This is a genomic window from Streptosporangium sp. NPDC002721 (assembly GCF_042888905.1).
In the GTDB taxonomy this organism is placed as follows: domain Bacteria; phylum Actinomycetota; class Actinomycetes; order Streptosporangiales; family Streptosporangiaceae; genus Streptosporangium.
Genome location: NZ_JBIAQI010000032.1, coordinates 33,949 through 52,424 on the forward strand (window position 1 = coordinate 33,949; position 18,476 = coordinate 52,424).

At 71.2% G+C, this 18,476-nt stretch carries 12 protein-coding genes; 7 read left to right on the forward strand and 5 right to left on the reverse strand.

The features are described from left to right. The first annotated feature begins 199 nt into the window (after positions 1–199). From ACFYWM_RS36745 to ACFYWM_RS36760, 4 genes are all read left to right on the forward strand, one after another. A complete protein-coding gene (locus tag ACFYWM_RS36745; RefSeq protein ID WP_389923800.1) occupies positions 200–3,802 on the forward strand; it encodes a discoidin domain-containing protein in 3,603 nt (1,200 codons plus the stop codon). A gap of 330 nt (positions 3,803–4,132) precedes the next feature. Continuing rightward, the gene (recQ, locus tag ACFYWM_RS36750; protein ID WP_389923803.1) at positions 4,133–6,058 is read left to right on the forward strand and encodes a DNA helicase RecQ; all 1,926 of its coding nucleotides are present in this window, start codon (positions 4,133–4,135) and stop codon (positions 6,056–6,058) included. 164 nt (positions 6,059–6,222) lie between these two features. Further along, positions 6,223–6,885 carry a potassium channel family protein gene (locus ACFYWM_RS36755; RefSeq protein ID WP_389923806.1) on the forward strand — a complete coding sequence of 221 codons (663 nt, stop codon included), beginning with the start codon at positions 6,223–6,225 and terminating at the stop codon, positions 6,883–6,885. Between the two features lie 169 nt (positions 6,886–7,054). Then, complete coding sequence (locus tag ACFYWM_RS36760) at positions 7,055–7,951, forward strand: LLM class F420-dependent oxidoreductase (RefSeq protein WP_389923809.1); 897 nt, start codon at positions 7,055–7,057, stop codon at positions 7,949–7,951. Positions 7,952–8,028: 77 nt separating this feature from the next. Here the strand turns inward: ACFYWM_RS36760 and ACFYWM_RS36765 are convergent, their stop codons facing one another. Together ACFYWM_RS36765 and dapD are read right to left on the reverse strand one after the other, a co-directional pair. Beyond that, complete coding sequence (locus tag ACFYWM_RS36765) at positions 8,029–8,646, reverse strand: hypothetical protein (RefSeq protein WP_389923812.1); 618 nt, start codon at positions 8,644–8,646, stop codon at positions 8,029–8,031. Positions 8,647–8,923: 277 nt separating this feature from the next. Beyond that, entirely contained in the window at positions 8,924–9,901 is a 978-nt protein-coding gene (gene dapD, locus ACFYWM_RS36770; RefSeq protein ID WP_389923815.1) for a 2,3,4,5-tetrahydropyridine-2,6-dicarboxylate N-succinyltransferase, read from the reverse strand. A gap of 93 nt (positions 9,902–9,994) precedes the next feature. Here dapD and ACFYWM_RS36775 point away from each other — a divergent pair, with 93 nt between their 5' ends. Together ACFYWM_RS36775 and thrS are read left to right on the forward strand one after the other, a co-directional pair. Next, complete coding sequence (locus tag ACFYWM_RS36775; protein ID WP_389923818.1) at positions 9,995–10,600, forward strand: glycoside hydrolase family 25 protein; 606 nt, start codon at positions 9,995–9,997, stop codon at positions 10,598–10,600. A 68-nt stretch (positions 10,601–10,668) separates the two neighbouring features. Continuing rightward, positions 10,669–12,636, forward strand: coding sequence for a threonine--tRNA ligase (thrS, locus tag ACFYWM_RS36780; RefSeq protein ID WP_389923821.1), 1,968 nt, complete (start codon positions 10,669–10,671; stop codon positions 12,634–12,636). A 295-nt stretch (positions 12,637–12,931) separates the two neighbouring features. Here the strand turns inward: thrS and ACFYWM_RS36785 are convergent, their stop codons facing one another. Next, positions 12,932–13,654 (reverse strand): Asp23/Gls24 family envelope stress response protein, encoded by a 723-nt coding sequence (locus tag ACFYWM_RS36785; RefSeq protein ID WP_389923824.1) that lies wholly within the window; start codon positions 13,652–13,654, stop codon positions 12,932–12,934. Positions 13,655–14,020: 366 nt separating this feature from the next. Between ACFYWM_RS36785 and ACFYWM_RS36790 the strand changes: the two genes are divergently transcribed. Next, on the forward strand, positions 14,021–14,572 hold the full coding sequence (locus ACFYWM_RS36790; RefSeq protein ID WP_389923827.1) for an HIT family protein: 552 nt from the start codon (positions 14,021–14,023) through the stop codon (positions 14,570–14,572). Here the strand turns inward: ACFYWM_RS36790 and ACFYWM_RS36795 are convergent. Together ACFYWM_RS36795 and ACFYWM_RS36800 are read right to left on the reverse strand one after the other, a co-directional pair. Beyond that, entirely contained in the window at positions 14,515–16,743 is a 2,229-nt protein-coding gene (locus ACFYWM_RS36795; RefSeq protein ID WP_389923830.1) for a hypothetical protein, read from the reverse strand. The genes ACFYWM_RS36790 and ACFYWM_RS36795 overlap by 58 nt on opposite strands. Positions 16,744–16,840: 97 nt before the next feature. After that, on the reverse strand, positions 16,841–18,436 hold the full coding sequence (locus ACFYWM_RS36800) for a glycoside hydrolase family 10 protein (protein WP_389923833.1): 1,596 nt from the start codon (positions 18,434–18,436) through the stop codon (positions 16,841–16,843). Positions 18,437–18,476 lie beyond the last annotated feature (40 nt).

Here is an 18,476-nt window from a genome sequence, read left to right on the forward strand (position 1 = left end):
ACGAACGAGGCACGGCTCGCGGATCGGCCCGCACAGATCACCCGGCCGGCCCGTACGCCGGATTCCCAGGTCCCGGAGATCGGGACCGGGGACCCGCACCTCGTGGGCGAGGCACCCCCGGGTGCCGAGCGCGTCGCGCGGCGGAGGCCCCGGCCTCCCTCCCGACCCTGTCGTTCCAGACGAGAGATAGAGGAACGCAATGAGAAAGCAGTACCTGGCGTTACGGCTGATGGCGGCGATGGCCGCCACCAGCCTGCTCGCTCTGGCCGGGGCGGTCGTCGCACCGGCCTCGGCGGCGGCCGGCCCCAACCTCGCGGCGGGCAAGTCGACCTCCTCCAGCAGCGTCAACGCCCCCTATGGGGCGGGCAACGTCACCGACGGCAACGCCACCACCTACTGGGAGAGCAACAACAACGCCTTCCCGCAGTGGGTCCAGGTGGACCTGGGGGCCGCGGCCAGCGTCAACCAGGTGATCCTGAAGCTGCCGCCCGCGACGGCCTGGGAGACCAGGACGCAGACCCTCTCGGTGCTGGCGGGCACGAGCGCCACGCCCACCACGACGGTCGTGGGCTCGGCCGGCTACACCTTCAACCCGGCGACCGGCAACACGGTGACGATCAACTTCGCCGCGACCAGCGCCCGCTACCTGCGGCTGAACCTCACCGCCAACACGGGCTGGCCGGCCGGTCAGATCTCCGAGTTCGAGGTGTACGGCCCCGTCAGCGGCGGTGACACGACGCCGCCGAGCACGCCGTCGAACCTGGCCTACACCGAGCCGGGCTCGGGCCAGATCAGGCTGACCTGGAACGCCTCGACCGACAACGTCGGCGTGACCGGGTACGACATCTACGCCAACAACGCCCTGCGCGGCAGCGTGGCGGGCAACGTCCTGACCTACACCGACACCCAGCCGGCCACCGCGACGGTTTCCTACCACGTCAAGGCCAAGGACGCCGCGGGCAACGAGTCGGGCAACAGCAACACCGTCACCCGCCAGGGCAGCACCCCGACCGGGACGAACCTGGCCGTCGGCAAGGCGATCACCGCCTCCTCCTCGGTCTTCACGTTCGTGGCCACCAACGCCAACGACAACAACACGGCGACCTACTGGGAGGGCAACGGCGGCAGCTACCCCAACACGCTGACCGTCGCCCTCGGGTCGAACGCCACCCTCAGCTCGGTCGTGCTGAAGCTGAACCCCGACAGCGCCTGGGGAACGCGTACGCAGAACATCCAGGTCCTCGGCCGCGCGCAGAGCTCGTCCACCTTCACCAGCCTGGTGGGGGCGGCGAACTACACCTTCAACCCCGCCTCCGGCAACACGGTGACGATCCCGGTCAGCGGCGCCTACGCCGACGTCCAGCTCAGGATCACCTCCAACACCGGCGCCCCCGCCGGTCAGGTCGCCGAGTTCCAGGTCATCGGCACCCCGGCGCCGAACCCGGACCTGACGATCACCGCTCTGACCGCGTCCCCGGCCTCCCCCGTCGAGACCGCCTCCGTCACGCTCTCGGCCACGGTGCGCAACGCCGGTTCGGCGGCCTCCGGCGCGACGAACGTCAACTTCTACCTGGGCACCACCAAGGTCGGCACCGCCGCGGTCGGCGCGCTGGCCGCCGGGGCGTCCGCCACGGTGTCGGCCGTCGCGGGTCCGCGTGACGCGGGCAGCTACCCGCTGAGCGCCAAGGTCGACGAGGACAACGGCGTCATCGAGCAGAACGAGTCCAACAACACCTTCGCGGCCTCCTCCCCGCTCGTGATCACGCCGGTCAGCACCTCCGACCTGGTCGCCACGACCAGCTGGACCCCCAGCAACCCGTCCAGCGGCTCCGTCGTCACCTTCTCCGTGGCGATCAAGAACCAGGGCACCCTGGCCTCCGCGAGCGGCGCCCACGGCATCACGCTGAACGTCCTCAACGAGGCGGGCACCGTCGTCCGTACCCTGACCGGCTCCCACACCGGTGTGATCGCGGCGGGTGCCACCACCAGCCCGGTGAACCTGGGCACCTGGACGGCGGCCAACGGCAAGTTCACCGTCAGGACGGTCCTCGCCGACGACGCCAACGAGCTCCCGGTCAAGCGGGCCAACAACACCGCCACCCAGCCGTTCTTCGTCGGCCGCGGCGCCAACATGCCGTACGACTTCTACGAGGCCGAGGACGCCGTCGTCGGCGGCGGGGCGGCCGTGGTCGGCCCCAACCGCGAGATCGGCCACGTGGCCGGTGAGGCGTCCGGCCGCAGGGCCGTGACGCTGAACAGCACGGGCAGCTACGTCGAGTTCACCACCAAGGCCAGCACCAACACCCTGGTCACCCGCTTCTCCATCCCCGACGCCCCGGGCGGCGGCGGCATCAACTCGACGCTGAACGTCTACGTCAACGGCACCTTCCTCAAGCCGATCAACCTGACGTCCAAGTACGCCTGGCTGTACGGCCCCGAGGCCGGTCCCAACAACTCGCCCGGCTCCGGCGGGCCGCGTCACATCTACGACGAGGCCAACGTCATGCTCGGGACCACCGTCCCGGCCGGCAGCAAGATCAGGCTGCAGAAGGACCCCGCCAACACCACGACGTACGCGATCGACTTCATCAACACCGAGCAGGTCTCGCCGGTCGCGAACCCCGACCCCGCCCGGTACACCACCCCCACCGGCTTCACCCACCAGGACGTGCAGAACGCCCTCGACCGGGTCCGGATGGACAACACCGGCAACCTGATCGGCGTCTACCTGCCGGCGGGCACCTACCAGACGGCCAGCAAGTTCCAGGTCTACGGCAAGGCCGTCAAGGTGGTCGGCGCCGGCCCCTGGTTCACCCAGTTCCGGGCGCCCGACACCCAGGACAACACCGACGTCGGCTTCCGCGCCGAGGCCAGCGCCAACGGCTCGTCCTTCGCGAACTTCGCCTACTTCGGCAACTACACCTCGCGCATCGACGGCCCGGGCAAGGTGTTCGACTTCTCCAACGTCGCCGACGTGGTGATCGACAACATCTGGAACGAGCACATGGTCTGCCTCTACTGGGGCGCCAACACCGACCGGGTGACGATCAAGAACTCCCGCATCCGCAACATGTTCGCCGACGGCATCAACATGACCAACGGCAGCACGGACAACCTCGTCAGCAACAACGAGGCCCGCGCCACCGGTGACGACAGCTTCGCGCTGTTCTCGGCCATCGACGCCGGCGGCGCCGACATGAAGGGCAACGTCTACGAGAACCTGACGTCCATCCTGACCTGGCGGGCCGCGGGCGTCGCGGTCTACGGCGGGTACGACAACGTCTTCAGGAACATCTACATCGCCGACACGCTGGTCTACTCCGGCATCACGATCAGCTCGCTGGACTTCGGCTACCCGATGAACGGCTTCGGCGCCAGCCCGCCCACCAGGTTCGAGAACATCTCGATCGTCCGCGCCGGCGGTCACTTCTGGAACGGGCAGGTCTTCCCGGCGATCTGGGTCTTCTCCGCCTCCAAGGTCTTCCAGGGCATCCGCGTCAACAACGTGGACATCGTGGACCCGACCTACGGCGGAATCATGTTCCAGACCAACTACGTCGGCAACCAGCCGCAGAACCCGGTCACCGACACGATCTTCACGAACGTCTCGATCACCGGTGCCAGGAAGAGCGGCGACGCCTACGACGCCAAGTCCGGCTGGGCCATCTGGGCCAACGAGATGCCCGAGCCCGGTCAGGGCCCGGCGGTCGGCTCGGCCACGTTCAACAATCTCCAGCTGAGCAACAACTTCCAGAACATCAGGAACACGACGTCGACCTTCACGATCAACGTCAACCCGTGATCCGGTGATCCCGGGATCTTCTAGGAAGATCCCGGGAGAACCGCGGTAACCGGTGCCGCCGGGAGGTCCGACCCTCCCGGCGGCACTTTCCCGTCCGGCCCTCTGCCGGTGTCCTCCGCCAGGGACCGGCTGCCCGGCCGGGGCCGGTGTCCGGACCTCGTCCGGGCGCGCGGGCCGGGACCCGGCCCGCGCGCCCGGCACCGGGGTCCAGGCCCCGGGCGGCCCCCGAACCGTTCCGGGGAGTCCGGGGAGTCTGCGGGAGTCTGCGGGAGTCCGTGCTTCCGGCCCGTTCGCCGCCGACCAGCGGGAAGATCCTCGTACAATGTCCCGATGGCTTCCCCCGAGAACGGCCCCGAGGTGAGCGACGCGTCGCGGGTCCTGCAGCGCGTCTTCGGCTACGACTCGTTCCGGGCGGGCCAGCAGGAGATCATCGAGCACGTCGTGTCCGGTGGCGACGCCCTCGTGCTCATGCCGACCGGCGGCGGCAAGTCGCTGTGCTACCAGATCCCCGCCCTCGTGCGGAAGGGCACCGGAGTGGTGGTCTCGCCGCTCATCGCGCTGATGCAGGACCAGGTCGACGCCCTGACCGCGCTCGGCGTACGGGCCGGGTTCCTCAACTCCACCCAGGACTTCGAGGAGCGCCGCGCGGTCGAGTCGGCCTTCCTCTCCGGCGAGCTGGACCTGCTCTACCTGGCGCCCGAGCGCCTGCGGGTCGACTCCACGCTGCGGCTGCTCGACAGCGGGGTGATCTCGCTGTTCGCCATCGACGAGGCGCACTGCGTCGCCCAGTGGGGGCACGACTTCCGGCCCGACTACCTCGCCCTGTCCGCGCTGCACGAGCGCTGGCCGGACGTGCCGCGCATCGCGCTGACCGCGACGGCCACCAGGGCCACCCACGCCGAGATCGCCTCCAGACTCAACCTGGAGGACGCCCGCCACTTCGTGGCGAGCTTCGACCGCCCCAACATCCAGTACCGCATCGCCCCCAAGAACGAGCCCAAGCGGCAGCTGCTGGAGCTGCTGCGCACCGAGCACGCCGGGGACGCGGGCATCGTCTACTGCCTGTCGCGCAACTCGGTCGAGAAGATCGCCGAGTTCCTGGTGCAGAACGGCGTCGAGGCGCTGCCCTACCACGCGGGGCTCGACGCCCGCGTCCGCGCCGCCAACCAGGCGCGCTTCCTGCGCGAGGACGGCCTCGTCATGGTCGCCACCATCGCGTTCGGCATGGGGATCGACAAGCCCGACGTGCGCTTCGTCGCCCACCTCGACCTGCCCAAGTCCGTCGAGGGCTACTACCAGGAGACCGGCAGGGCCGGGCGCGACGGCCTGCCCTCCACGGCCTGGCTCGCCTACGGCCTCCAGGACGTCGTGCAGCAGCGCAAGATGATCGACACCTCCGAGGGCGACGACGCCCACCGCCGCCGCCTGGCCACCCACCTGGAGGCCATGCTCGCCCTGTGCGAGGCGGTCGAGTGCCGCCGTACGCGACTGCTCGCCTACTTCGGCCAGGAGGGCACCGCCTGCGGCAACTGCGACACCTGCCTGTCGCCGCCGGAGTCGTGGGACGGCACGGTCGCCGCCCAGAAGGTCCTGTCGACCGTGTTCCGGCTCATGCGCGAGCGCCGCCAGAAGTTCGGCGCCGGGCAGATCATCGACATCCTCCTCGGGAAGAAGACGGCCAAGGTCATCCAGCACGACCACGACGGCCTGACGGTGTTCGGCATCGGCACGGAGCTGGGCGAGGCCGAGTGGCGCGGCGTGGTGCGCCAGCTGCTGGCGCAGGGGCTGCTCGCCGTCGAGGGCGACTACGGCACGCTGGTGCTGACCGAGGCGAGCGCGGAGGTCCTGGGCCGCAGGCGCCAGGTCCCGCTGCGGCGCGAGCCGGAGAAGGCGCCCAAGGCCGCCAAGGCCTCCGGTGCCTCCAAGAGCTCCACCTCGCGCCGGGCCGAGCCCGTCGAGATGCCGGAGGAGGCGGCGCCGGTGTTCGAGCTGCTGCGCGCCTGGCGCGGGGCCACCGCGAGGGAGCAGGGCGTGCCCGCGTACGTGATCTTCCATGACGCGACCCTGCGCGAGATCGCGACCAGGCTCCCCTCGTCCCTGGCCGAGCTGGGCACGATCAGCGGGATCGGCGAGAACAAGCTCGCCAAGTACGGCCAGCAGGTCCTCGACACCCTCGCGGGCCACGACCACGATCCCGGAGCGGACCCCGGGGAGGCTTCCGGCGAGAGCCGGGACGCCCTCCTGGAGTTCCCCTGAGGTTAGGGTCGCTCGGGGTTCCCTGCGGTAGGATCGGGCGAATCCGGGCTTTAAGGGCCCGCGTAGTGAGACGCATAGAGGAGCCTGGAGGCTGTCGTCCGCCTCCGGGCTTCTCGCGTTGGCGGATCCCCCCGCGGCTGCGCACTCCCGAAAGAGGACGATCGGTGGCTGACAGAAGGAACGATCCGGTGGTGGTCGTCGGGCTCGGCCGCTTCGGCAGCTCCCTGGCGGTCGAGCTGTCCCGCAGGGGCACCGAGGTGCTGGCCATCGACCACCGCCCCAAAGTGGTGCAGAGCCTGGCGGGAAAGCTCACCCACGTCGTCGTCGCCGACTCCACCGACATCGAGGCGCTGCGGCAGATGGGGGTGCCCGACTTCTACCGGGCGGTGGTCGCCATCGGCACCGACCTGGAGTCCAGCATCCTCACCACCTCCCTGCTCGTCGAGCTGGAGATCGACGACGTCTGGGCCAAGGCGATCAGCCGCGAGCACGGCCGCATCCTGGAGCGGGTCGGCGCCCACCACGTGATCCTCCCCGAGCACGACATGGGGGAGCGGCTGGCCCACCTGCTCAACGGGCGGATGCTCGACTACATGGAGGTCGACGGCGACTACGCGGTGGTCAAGACCCGCCCGCCCCGCGAGTACGTCGGCGTCCCCCTGGGCGAGTCCAACCTCCGGCGCAAGTACGGCGTGACCGTGGTCTGCGTGAAGGGCCAGTACGACGAGTTCACCTACGCCGACGCCGGGACCGTGCTGGGGTACGGGGACGTGATCGTCATCGCGGGCAAGATCGAGCAGGTGGAGCGGTTCACCGAGCTCCCCTGAGCCTCCCGGTCTTCTCCGTCGTGACTCCGGTCGTGGCCTCCGGCGGGTTCCTCCGTCGTGCTCTCGTCGTGTTCTCGCGCGTGCCCGCGATTCGCCGCGCCCGTACCGCTGTGTGATCGCCGCGATCGATCTAGACTGGGCGGACCTTCTAGAATGGAGTTCGGTAACGATGCGATTCGGACTGTTCATCAACGGCTCCAACAAGCCGGACGTATTCGGCCACCTGCGGGAGCGCATCGCCCGCGGGGCCGATGACGGCTTCTCCTCCGTGTGGATGTCCCAGACGTTCGACCTCGACGCGCTCACCGCGCTCGCCGTGATCGGGAGCCAGGTGCCCGGGATCGAGCTCGGCACCGCCGTCGTCCCGACCTACCCGCGCCACCCGGCGGTCCTCGCCCAGCAGGCGCTCACCGTCAACGCCGCCCTCGACGGGCGCCTCGCCCTCGGCGTCGGGCTCTCGCACCAGATCGTGATCGAGGGCATGTACGGCCTGAACTTCGAGCGGCCCGCCCGCCACATGCGCGAGTACCTGTCGGTCCTGCTGCCGCTCGTGCGCGGGGAGAACGCGGCCTTCGAGGGGGAGACCCTCACGGCGCGGCTGGGCCTGAACGTGCCGGGGCCGAAGGACATGCCCGTGCTCGTCGCCGCCCTGGCCCCGAGGATGCTCAAGCTGGCCGGGGAGGTGGCCGACGGCACCGTGCTGTGGATGACCGGTGCCAGGACGGTGACCGAGCACGTGGCGCCCGCCGTCACCGAGGCCGCGCGGGCCGCCGGACGCCCCGCGCCCAGGATCGTGTGCGCGCTGCCCGTCTGCGTCACCGACGACGCCGAGGCGGCCAGGGCGCTCGCCGCCGAGCGGTTCGAGATCTACGGGCAGCTGCCGTCGTACCGCGCGGTGCTCGACAAGGAGGGCGCCGAGGGCCCGGCGGACGTTGCGATCATCGGCGACGAGGACGAGGTGTCGGCGCGGATCGAGGAGCTCGCCAAGGCCGGGGTCACCGACTTCGTCGCCTCCGAGTTCTCCCGGGGCACCCGGACGAGGGAGTTCCTCAAGAGCCTTCTCTGAGGGTTCTCCCCGCCCGCCGGGGGAGCCGTCAGGGCAGCCGTCAGGGCCGCTCGGACGCCGAAGGCGCCCAGAGCCGCTCAGACGCCGAAGGCGCTCAGGGCCGCCCAGGCCGTCCCCGCGCCGGTGACGGTCCCGGCGGCGACCTGGGCGGGCGTGTGGTGGGTGAGCCTGACCCGCGCCCAGCACACCGTCGCCACGACCAGCGCGCCCACGACCAGCGTGGGCACGGCGGGCAGTACGTGGGCCAGCACCACCACGGTGCCCGCCGACACGGCCGCGTGGAAGGAGATCTTCCACCGGAGGGTGATCGGGACCGTGACCGCGAGCGCGGCCAGCATCGCGGTCACGGTGGCCACCAGAAGCCGGGGAGCGCCCAGCAGGATCAGCAGCGTCAGCGCGACGACCACCGAGGCGACCGCCACCATCAGCGGGACCGTACGGCTCGCCCGGTCGACCAGGTGGTGGGAGTCGAGGCGCCCGGAACGGACCCCGTTCAGGATCACCAGGGCCGGGATCCCGCCGCACAGCGCCGAGGCGACCAGGCCCCAGACCGCGCCGGGCCAGCCGTCGGCCATCAGCCCGACGAGCGGGGGCAGCCCGATGACCAGCACCTGCGGTGCGAACAGCCCGGTCACCCACCGGGCCGCCGCCTCCGCGGTGGTCTCGCCGCCGCCCGCCATCTCCTGATCGGTCATCTGAGTCCTTCCAGTGAGTCCTTCCAGCGCGGAGAGCCCGCCCGCGTCGACGTGAGGGCCGTGGGGCCCATGGGGCCCATGGGGCCCGTGTGGCCACCCTGCCAGCTGAGGGGCCCGGGGACGAACATCCGCGGGCACCTACGGCCTCGGGGTCGCGCGGGGCGGCCGGGGACCCGGGGACCCGGGGACAGGGCCTCGTACGGCGGCCCCGCGCCCCGGACGGTGACTCCCACGGGACCCGGCGGGGTGACTCGGCGATCCGGGTGAGCGGCGGTGGTCAGTCGTTGGCGTGCAGGATGCTGTTGAGCTCCACGCTCGTCCCCTGACGGGGTACGGCCTCGACCGCGCCCGAGGTGGAGTTGCGGCGGAACAGCAGGCCGGAGGCGCCGGAGAGCTCGGCGGCCTTCACCACCCGTCCCTCGGGCAGGGCGACCTTGGTCCCGGCGGTGACGTACAGGCCCGCCTCCACGACGCAGTCGTCGCCCAGGGAGATGCCGACGCCGCTGTTGGCGCCCAGCAGGCAGCGCCGCCCGATGGAGATGACCTGCTTGCCGCCGCCGGACAGGGTGCCCATGATCGAGGCGCCGCCGCCGACGTCCGAGCCGTCGCCCACGACGACGCCCGCCGAGACGCGGCCCTCGACCATGGAGGTGCCGAGCGTCCCGGCGTTGAAGTTGACGAAGCCCTCGTGCATCACGGTCGTGCCGCTCGCCAGGTGCGCGCCCAGGCGGACCCGGTCGGCCTCGGCGATCCGGACACCGGTGGGCACCACGTAGTCGACCATCCGGGGGAACTTGTCGACGCCGTAGACGGTCACCTGCCCCCGGGCGCGCAGGCGGAGCCGCACCTCCTCGAAGCCCTCGACGGCGCACGGGCCGTGGTTGGTCCACACCACGTTGCTGAGCAGGCCGAACAGCCCGTCCAGGTTCTGGCCGTGCGGCTGGACGAGGCGCGCCGACAGCAGGTGCAGGCGCAGGTAGGCGTCGTGGGCGTCGGCCGGGGCCTCCGACAGCTTGGCGATGCCGGTGCGTACCGCGACCACCTCCACGCCGCGGTCCTCGTCGGGGCCGAGCAGCGCGGCGACCCCGGAACCGAGTTCCTCGACCGCCTCCTGTTCGGTCAGCCGCCTGGTGCCCGGTGAGGAGGGCTCGCCCAGCTGTGGGGAGGGGAACCACGTGTCGAGCACGGTTCCGCCGGAGGTGATGGTCGCGATGCCGGCCGCGTACGCGCCGGAGATCTGGGCTGCTGCGTTCACGCCGACCAAGCCTAGTCAAAGTGGCCGCAATGGCAGTACGCCGAGGGAGCGTCGGGCGTGTGTCCGCGGGGCCCGGTGGTTAGCGTGGCCGCCATGCTGCACGGGATCGACGTGTCGAACTGGCAGGGCGCCGTCAACTGGGGGGCGCACGCGAAGGGCGGGGTCTCCTTCGCCTTCGCCAAGGCGAGCGAGGGGAGCACCTTCACCGACAAGTGGTTCGGCGCCAACTGGAACGGCATGCGCGAGAGCTGGATCGTCTGCGGCGCCTACCACTTCGCCCGCCCCGCGGGAGATCCCGAGGCGCAGGCGGTGCACTTCCTGAAGATCGTGCAGCGGGCCGGCGGGCTGCGCCGGGGGGACCTGCTCGCGCTCGACCTGGAGACCAACGATCATCTCCCGGCGCACAGGGTGGCCCGGTTCGCCCGCAGCTGGTGCCAGGCGATCATCGCGCTGGCCGGGGTGAGGCCGGTGGTCTACACGTTCCTGTCGTTCGCGCGCAACGGCAACTGCGCCGGGCTGGAGCCCTACCCGCTGTGGATCGCCGCGCCCGACCACCCCCGGGGCAGGCCGGAGGTGCCGAGGCCGTGGGACAGGTGGACGATCCACCAGCACTCGAACAAACCCGTCGACCGCAACGTCTTCCGCGGCACCCGGGCGGAGCTGACCTCCCTGGGCTACCGCCGCAGCCGCAAGGCCTGAGAAATCGCGTTGCCGACACCGGTAGCATCGAATCCAGACCAATCACCGACGTCTCCCAGGGAGCAACAGTGTCCGCCGTGCCAGAACTTCGTATCACCCTCGCCGGAGCCGAGCGTGTGGTGGCGGGAGGCACGACGTACGGGGAGGCGCTGGAGGCGGACGGCCGCTCGGTGGTCGCCGCCCGCGCCAACGGCGAGCTGAAGGACCTCGCGGCCCGGGTGGCCGACGGCGACGTGATCGAGCCGGTCGAGGCGGGCAGCCCCGACGGGCGCGCCATCGTCCGCCACTCCACCGCGCACGTCATGGCCCAGGCCGTCCAGGAGATCTTCCCCGAGGCCAGGCTGGGCATCGGCCCGCCGGTCGAGAACGGCTTCTACTACGACTTCGACGTCAAGGACCCGTTCACCCCCGACGACCTCAAGCGCATCGAGAAGCGCATGCGCGAGATCGTCAAGCAGGGGCAGCTCTTCTCCCGCAGGCCCGTCTCCGACGAGCAGGCCGCCGAGGAGCTCGCCGCCGAGCCGTACAAGCTGGAGCTGATCGGCCTCAAGGGCGGCGCGGCCGACGAGGAGAGCGTCGAGGTGGGCGGTGGCGAGCTGACCATCTACGACAACCTCGACGCCAAGAGCGGCGAGCTGCGCTGGAAGGACCTGTGCCGCGGCCCCCACGTGCCGACCACCCGGTCCATCCCGGCGTTCAAGCTGATGCGCTCCGGTGGCGCCTACTGGCGGGGCAGCGAGAAGAACCCGCAGCTCCAGCGGATCTACGGCACCGCGTGGGAGTCGCGCGAGAAGCAGGACGAATACCTCCACCTGCTGGAGGAGGCCGAGAAGCGCGACCACCGCAGGCTGGGCGCCGAGCTCGACCTGTTCTCCTTCCCCGACGAGCTGGGCTCGGGCCTGCCGGTCTTCCATCCCAAGGGCGGTGTGATCCGCCGCGCGATGGAGGACTACTCGCGCAGGCGCCACGAGGAGGCCGGTTACTCCTTCGTCAACACCCCGCACATCACCAAGGAGGGGCTCTACAAGACCTCCGGCCACCTCGACTGGTACGCCGACGGCATGTTCCCCCCCATGGAGCTTGAGGGGGCCAAGTACTACCTCAAGCCGATGAACTGCCCGATGCACAACCTGATCTTCCGGGCGCGCGGGCGTTCCTACCGGGAGCTGCCGCTGCGGCTGTTCGAATTCGGGACGGTCTACCGCTACGAGAAGTCCGGCGTGGTGCACGGCCTGACCCGGGTGCGCGGCCTCACCCAGGACGACGCGCACATCTACTGCACCCGCGAGCAGATGCGCGACGAGCTGACCTCGCTGCTGCGCTTCGTGCTCGACCTGCTGCGCGACTACGGCCTCGACGACTTCTACCTGGAGCTGTCGACCAAGGACCCGGTCAAGTTCGTCGGCAGCGACGAGGACTGGGAGGAGGCGACCCAGACCCTGCGCGAGGTCGCCGAGGCCGAGAAGCTGGAGCTGGTCCTCGACCCGGGCGGCGCGGCGTTCTACGGGCCGAAGATCTCCGTCCAGGCCCGTGACGCGATCGGCAGGACCTGGCAGATGTCGACGATCCAGCTCGACTTCAACCTGCCGGACCTCTTCGAGCTGGAGTACCAGTCGACCGACGGCTCCCGGCAGCAGCCCGTCATGATCCACCGGGCGCTGTTCGGCTCGATCGAGCGCTTCTTCGGCGTCCTGGTCGAGCACTACGCGGGCGCCTTCCCCCCCTGGCTCGCGCCGGTCCAGGTGGTCGGCATCCCGATCGCCGAGGCCCACGCGCCCTACCTCCAGGACATCGCGAAGAAGGCCCGGGAGCGGGGGATCAGGATCGAGGTCGACGCCTCCGACGACCGGATGCAGAAGAAGATCCGCAACGCGCAGAAGTCGAAGGTGCCCTTCATGCTCCTGGCGGGCGACGACGACATCGCGGGCGGCGCGGTCTCCTTCCGCTTCCGCAACGGCGAGCAGAAGAACGGGGTGCCGGTCGACGAGGCGATCGACGAGATCGTCGACGCGATCGAGCGCCGGGTTCAGGTCTAGGACCTTCCCGTGGGCGGTCTCGGCCACCCACGGGTGTACGGGGGGCTTCGGCCCCTCGTACGTCGTTTCCGGCCCTTGCCGGGGCCGTCGGTGACGTCTTACGGCCCCGGCCGGGTGCACTCGGCATTCCGGGTGCCTATGGTCTCGGCGGGCTTTCGGTGTTCTGACGGCTCTTCCGGTGTTCTGACGGCTTACGGTCTTCGCCGAAGCCCTCGGAAGCCCGATGCCCCGCAGCCCGGCCGGGGTTCCTCGGCGTGTCGACGCCTGCGACCTCGGCCGGGTGCCCTCGGGGTCCTTACGCGTCGTCTCCGGGCCGGGCGGGAGCCTCGGAGCCGGTCTCGCCCGGCATGCGGACGTCCTCCACGTCGACGTTGACCTCCACGACCCGCATGCCCAGCATCCGGCTGATGGTCCGGGCCACGTTGGTCTTGACCTCGTTGGCCACGTCCATCACCACGTGCCCGTACTCCGCGACGATCGTCACGTCCACGGCCGCCGTACGGTCCTGCACGTGGGCGTTGACGCCCCGGGGGCCGCGCCTGGCGATGCCCGCGCGCTCACGCATCGGTTCCACCGCGTGGGCGGCGTCGCCTCCCAGCTCGGCGACGCCCGCGACCTCCAGCGTGGCGAGGGCCGCGACCTTCTCCACCACCTCGTCGGCCACCTTGATCCGGCCCTTCACCACGGCCGAGGAGACCGCGGAGACGGGAGGCACCGGGGATACCGGGGACACCGGGGACACCGGGGACACCGGGGACACCGGGGATGCCGCCACGGCCGGCACCGCCCTGGCGAGGGAGGGGGGAGGCGCGTCGTCCGGCACCTCGGACGCGGGGGACGGCTCGGGGAGCGCCTCGACCACGGCCAGGTAGGGCTCGCCCGTGGAGGAGACCGGCTCGCCGGAAGACGGAACCGACGGGAGCGGCGCCGGCGGCGCCGGCGGCGCCGGCGGCTCCGTGTCGGCGGACAGGGACAGGCTGAGGGAGAACGGGCGGCTGGGCCTCCCGCCCGTTTCCACGGAGGACCCGGAGGACCCGGATGACCCGGAGGGCCTGGAGGACGCGGAAGAAGTAAAGGACGTGGAAGACGCGGAAGGCGCCGGAGACGCTGGGGACCCGGGGGACGCGGTCTCCTCGGTCGGCTCCTCGACGGAGACGTCGGTCATGGGGTGCTCCTCGGCAGTCGGTGGTCGTGCTTGGGGGATTCTGCCGGAAATCCGGCGCATTCGTCCGGCAATACCGTGTGACATACGCCGCCACTCCCGTCACAGCACTGCATTCCGGTCAATTCGACCACTTCAAGCACTCCGGGCGGCCGGGGGCGGGCGCGAGGGCGAGGGGAGGCGCAAGAACGCGGGGATCGGCGTGGCAATATGCTGGCGACCATGAGCAACGAGCCGGAGGCGCAGTACGGAGCGGGGATCCCGGACGCGTTCCAGAGACTCTGGACCCCCCACCGGATGGCCTACATCAAGGGAGGCGGCAAACCCACCGGTTCCGGCCCCGAGGACGGCTGCCCGTTCTGCGAGATCCCGAAGATGAGCGACGAGGACGGCCTGATCGTCGCCCGGGGTGAGACGGTCTTCGCGCTGCTCAACCTCTATCCGTACAACTCCGGCCACCTGATGGTCTGCCCCTACCGGCACGTGCCTGACTACACGGACCTGGACGAGGCCGAGACCTTCGAGCTCGCCGACTTCACCAGGCGGGCGCTGGTCGCCCTGCGCAAGGCCAGCGGCGCGCAGGGCTTCAACGTGGGCATGAACCTGGGCGGCGTGGCGGGCGCCGGGATCGCCGCCCACCTGCACCAGCACGTGGTGCCCAGGTGGGGCGGCGACACCAACTTCATGCCCGTCGTCGGCCAGACCAAGGTGCTCCCTCAGCTGCTGCGCGACACCAGGGAACTGCTCGCCGGGTCCTGGCCCGGGTCCTCGTAGCGCGACGGGGCACCGCCCCCTAGGGCGCTGATGCCCGCCGACAGCGTCAGCGGCACGGCGAGCGCCAGCGCCATGGACAGCACCGCGGCGCCCGAGTCGTTGACCAGCATGCCGACCACCCCGCTGACCAGGGTGCCGATCAGACCGGCCCTCAGCGCGGGGGAGTGCGCGAACGCGGCGGGCAGCACCCCCGCGGTCGCCTGCTCGGGGCGCAGCAGCGCGTAGACGAGGAACGCCACCGCGGCGATCACGACCGGCATCAGGTTGGGGCTGAGCAGGGTGCCCAGCATCGCGCTGAGCTTGCGGCCGATCACCTCCAGGGCCTCGCCGGTGAACACCTGGCCGACGAAGCGGCCCAGGTGGGTCTGTGAGCCCGGCGGGCGCAGATAGTCGAGGTAGGCGATGGACATCACGATGACGCCGCCCGCCACGCAGAACGCGCCCAGCTTGACGATCGAGACCCGCCTGCCCGCGATCAGCAGCGCGGTCACCGCGATGCCCGGCACGAACGCGATCACGCCGCCGAAGTCGCTGCCCACGCCCGGCCAGCCGCCCAGGATCATCGCGAAGCCGCCCAGCACCGCCACGACGGCCGCCGCCGCCATGCTCGCCCGGCTCCCGCCCACCGGCCGGTCCGTCGCCGCCATGCTCGCCCGGCTCCCGCCCGCCGGCCGGTCCGTCGCCGAGCCGGGAGCGACGGCGTCGGTGACGTCCAGGCGGTCGCCGCGCGTCAGCCGGTGCGCGATCGTGGCGGCCAGCAGCAGCACCGAGGTGGCGAAGAGCGCGAACGGGATGTTGCCCAGGCCGTAGTAGCGGGCCCCGACCACGGCGCTGTAGCCCATCACGCTGTTGAGCTGCAGGGTCGTCCCGGTCAGCAGGTCGCCCGCCAGCACCGCCGCCGTCACCCCGGCCACCACCGCCAGCGGCCCGAGCGGCGCCCGGCGCCAGGGCCCCGCCAGCGCCACCGCGGCCAGCAGCAGCGCGCATCCGGCGATCCCGCCGACCAGCGCGAGCACCGGCGCCCCCGCGTGGTGCCAGGGGGTGAGGTTCACCAGGTACGTCGACACCGGCACCGAGGCCAGCGTGATCGCGGCCACCCGGATGCCGGTCAGCCCCCGCCTTCGGCGCAGCAGCAGGAACGCGGTCAGGTAGAAGGCGACCTGCAGCACCGCGACCGCGGTGAAGAAGATCCCGCCCACGTTCCTGATCGTCTCCCCGGCCACGTCGGCCCGGTCCAGCTCCAGGCGCGCCGCCTCGGTGCCGCCGGTGCGCCTCTCGCTCGCCTGCCAGGGCACCCCGATCACGCTCGCCGGCGTGGCGATCCCGGTCAGCGAGAGCATCGTCGCGGTGATGTCCGGCAGGATCGTGGTGTCGTCGCGGTGGGTGGAGGCCGCCCCCAGGAAGCGGCCGGAGATGTCCCCGTCGCGCATCATGGCCACCCGCAGGTGCGGGTTGCCGCCGTGGTCGGACAGGCCCGCCAGCAGCACGCCGACGTCCTCGGGCAGCACGGTCAGCACCGCCCCCGCCTTGGCGTCGGCCAGTCGCAGCGCCGCGGCCCGTTCCTGCGCGGTGAGCCGGTCCTCCTCCTGCGGCAGCCGCTCGCCGGTCACGTACGGACGGATCAGGTCGTCGACGTCGACGGCCATCACCCGGCACTTGGTGAGCACGTCGGCGCGGACCTGCGCGGGGGAGGGGGCGTACACGTCGACCTTGCCCGAGCGGTCGGCCAGTGCCAGCGCGGCCCCGGGGCCGATCGCCAGCGTGCACTCGCCGGCGGCGTTCACGGCCTCGCCGAGGGTGCCCGCGTTGCGCTGGCCGGCGACCTGGTGCAGGTACCCGTAGTCGGGGATGACCGCGCCCGCCTGGTCGGACTCGGGCAGCGGGGGCAGCCCGCAGCCGTAGCCGACCGCGGACCTCACCCCGGCCGACACCGTCAGCCACCCGTCGTAGGGGCAGGTCACCCTGCCCACCGCGCGGACCGACAGGGATCCGACCGCGCTCCGCCCGGCCAGCTGCCACAGGTTCGGGGTGCCGGTGGGGCTGAGGTCACTCCATCGCAGGCCGGGGACGCCGATCAGCATCACCCGTCCGTCGGCCTGCGTGGCGGCGTGCGCGGCCCCCGGCCACAGCAGGCCCAGCACCATCGCAAGCGCGACAAGCGTCCGCTTCACGAACGACCTCCCCTTCAGCTCCTGCCAAGTGCTGGCACCGTAGGGGAAGATCGTGCCACGGGTCCAGCCGGTCAGGGGACCGGCCGGGACCGGGTCCTCACGTCCCGGCTATGACCTCGGCGGGGGCGCTCTCGTTCTGCAGGCGGTCGAGGGCGGTGATCAGGAAGGTGCCGCCGACCGTGGTGGTGAAGACCTGGCGGCCGCCGGCCGCCGCGGGCACGACGGCGATCAGATTGCGGGCGTCGGCGGTGGCGCATTCCCCGGCCCTGCCCGAGGTGATCTGGTAGACCGCGTACGAGCGGGCGTCCGGGGAGCTCTTCCAGCTGAGCGAGGCGCCCTGCAGCCGCGCGTCGGCGGGCCTGGCCGGGGCCTGGCCGCCGCGGTCCTTCATCAGCGGCAGCAGCGCCGGGCGGCTGTAGTGGTCCTTGGCCACGCGGTCGAGCGCGCCCAGCGGGTTGGTGGAGAGCTGTTTGGCGCTGAAGTAGACGTCGCCGGAGACCTGCCCGTACTTGCGGTTGCGGGTCAGGTGGGAGGACATCTCGCCGGGTTTGGTCCAGGCGGCGGTGTCGGTGGCGCCGACCCGGTAGAGGCCCTGACCGATGTAGAGCTGCACCCCGGTGCCCTTGACCTCGTTGGCCCACCAGGGCGTCAGCACGTCGTAGTCGGCGATCTTGAACCCGCGTGGCCAGTACAGCTGGGGGATGACGTAGTCGACCGTGCCCTTCTTGATCCAGTGGCGGGCGTCGGCGTAGATGGCGTCGTACGCGGACATGCCGCCGGTGGCAGAGCCGCTGGGGTCGTCGGACTTGTTGCGCCAGATCCCGAACGGGCTGACGCCGAACTTCACGCTGTTCCTGACCTCGTGCACGGTCTTGTCGACCTGGGCGATCAGCTTGTTGACGTTGGCGCGGCGCCAGTCGGCGAGGTTGGCGCCCTTGCCGTACTTGGCGAAGGCGGCGCCGTCGGCGAACTTCGCGCCCGGCACGGGGTAGGGGTAGAAGTAGTCGTCGAAGTGGACCCCGTCGACGTCGTAGCGGGTCACCACGTCCTTGACGACCTTGGTGACGTAGTCGCGGACCGCGGGCAGGCCGGGGTTGTAGTAGGCCAGGTCCCCGTATTTCACGATCCACTCGGGGTGCAGCCGGGCCGGGTGCCTCGCGGGCAGCTTGGACAGGTCGGCGTCGGCGGAGGCGCGGTAGGGGTTGAACCAGGCGTGGAACTCCAGGCCGCGCCGGTGGGCCTCGGCGACGAGGAAGGGCAGCGGGTCCCAGCCGGGGTCCTTGCCCGCGGTGCCGGTCAGATACTGCGACCAGGGCTCCAGGTCCGACTTGTAGAGCGCGTCGGAGGCGGGGCGGACCTGGACGAACACCGCGTTGAACCGCCGCTTGACCGCGTTGTCGAGGATCTTGACGTACTCGGCCTGCTGGCGGGCCGGGGACAGGCCGGTCCGCGAGGGCCAGTCGATGTTCTTGACCGTGGCGATCCACACCCCGCGCAGCTGCCGCTTGGGGTACTTCGCGTCGACGTCGCACCGCGCCGCCGGGGCCGTCGCGCCGACCGTCTCGGCGGAGACCGCCGAGCTCTTGCCGGCCTTCGGCCGGGCGGGCGCGGCGTCGGGGCCGAAGGTGTAGGCGGCCCCCGTGGTCAGTACGGCGAGGGCGGCAGCGGCCAGAAGAGGGCGTCCGTGTCGCATGGTTCCCCAGTGTGGCACCAGCGCCGGTGTGCTTTGAACG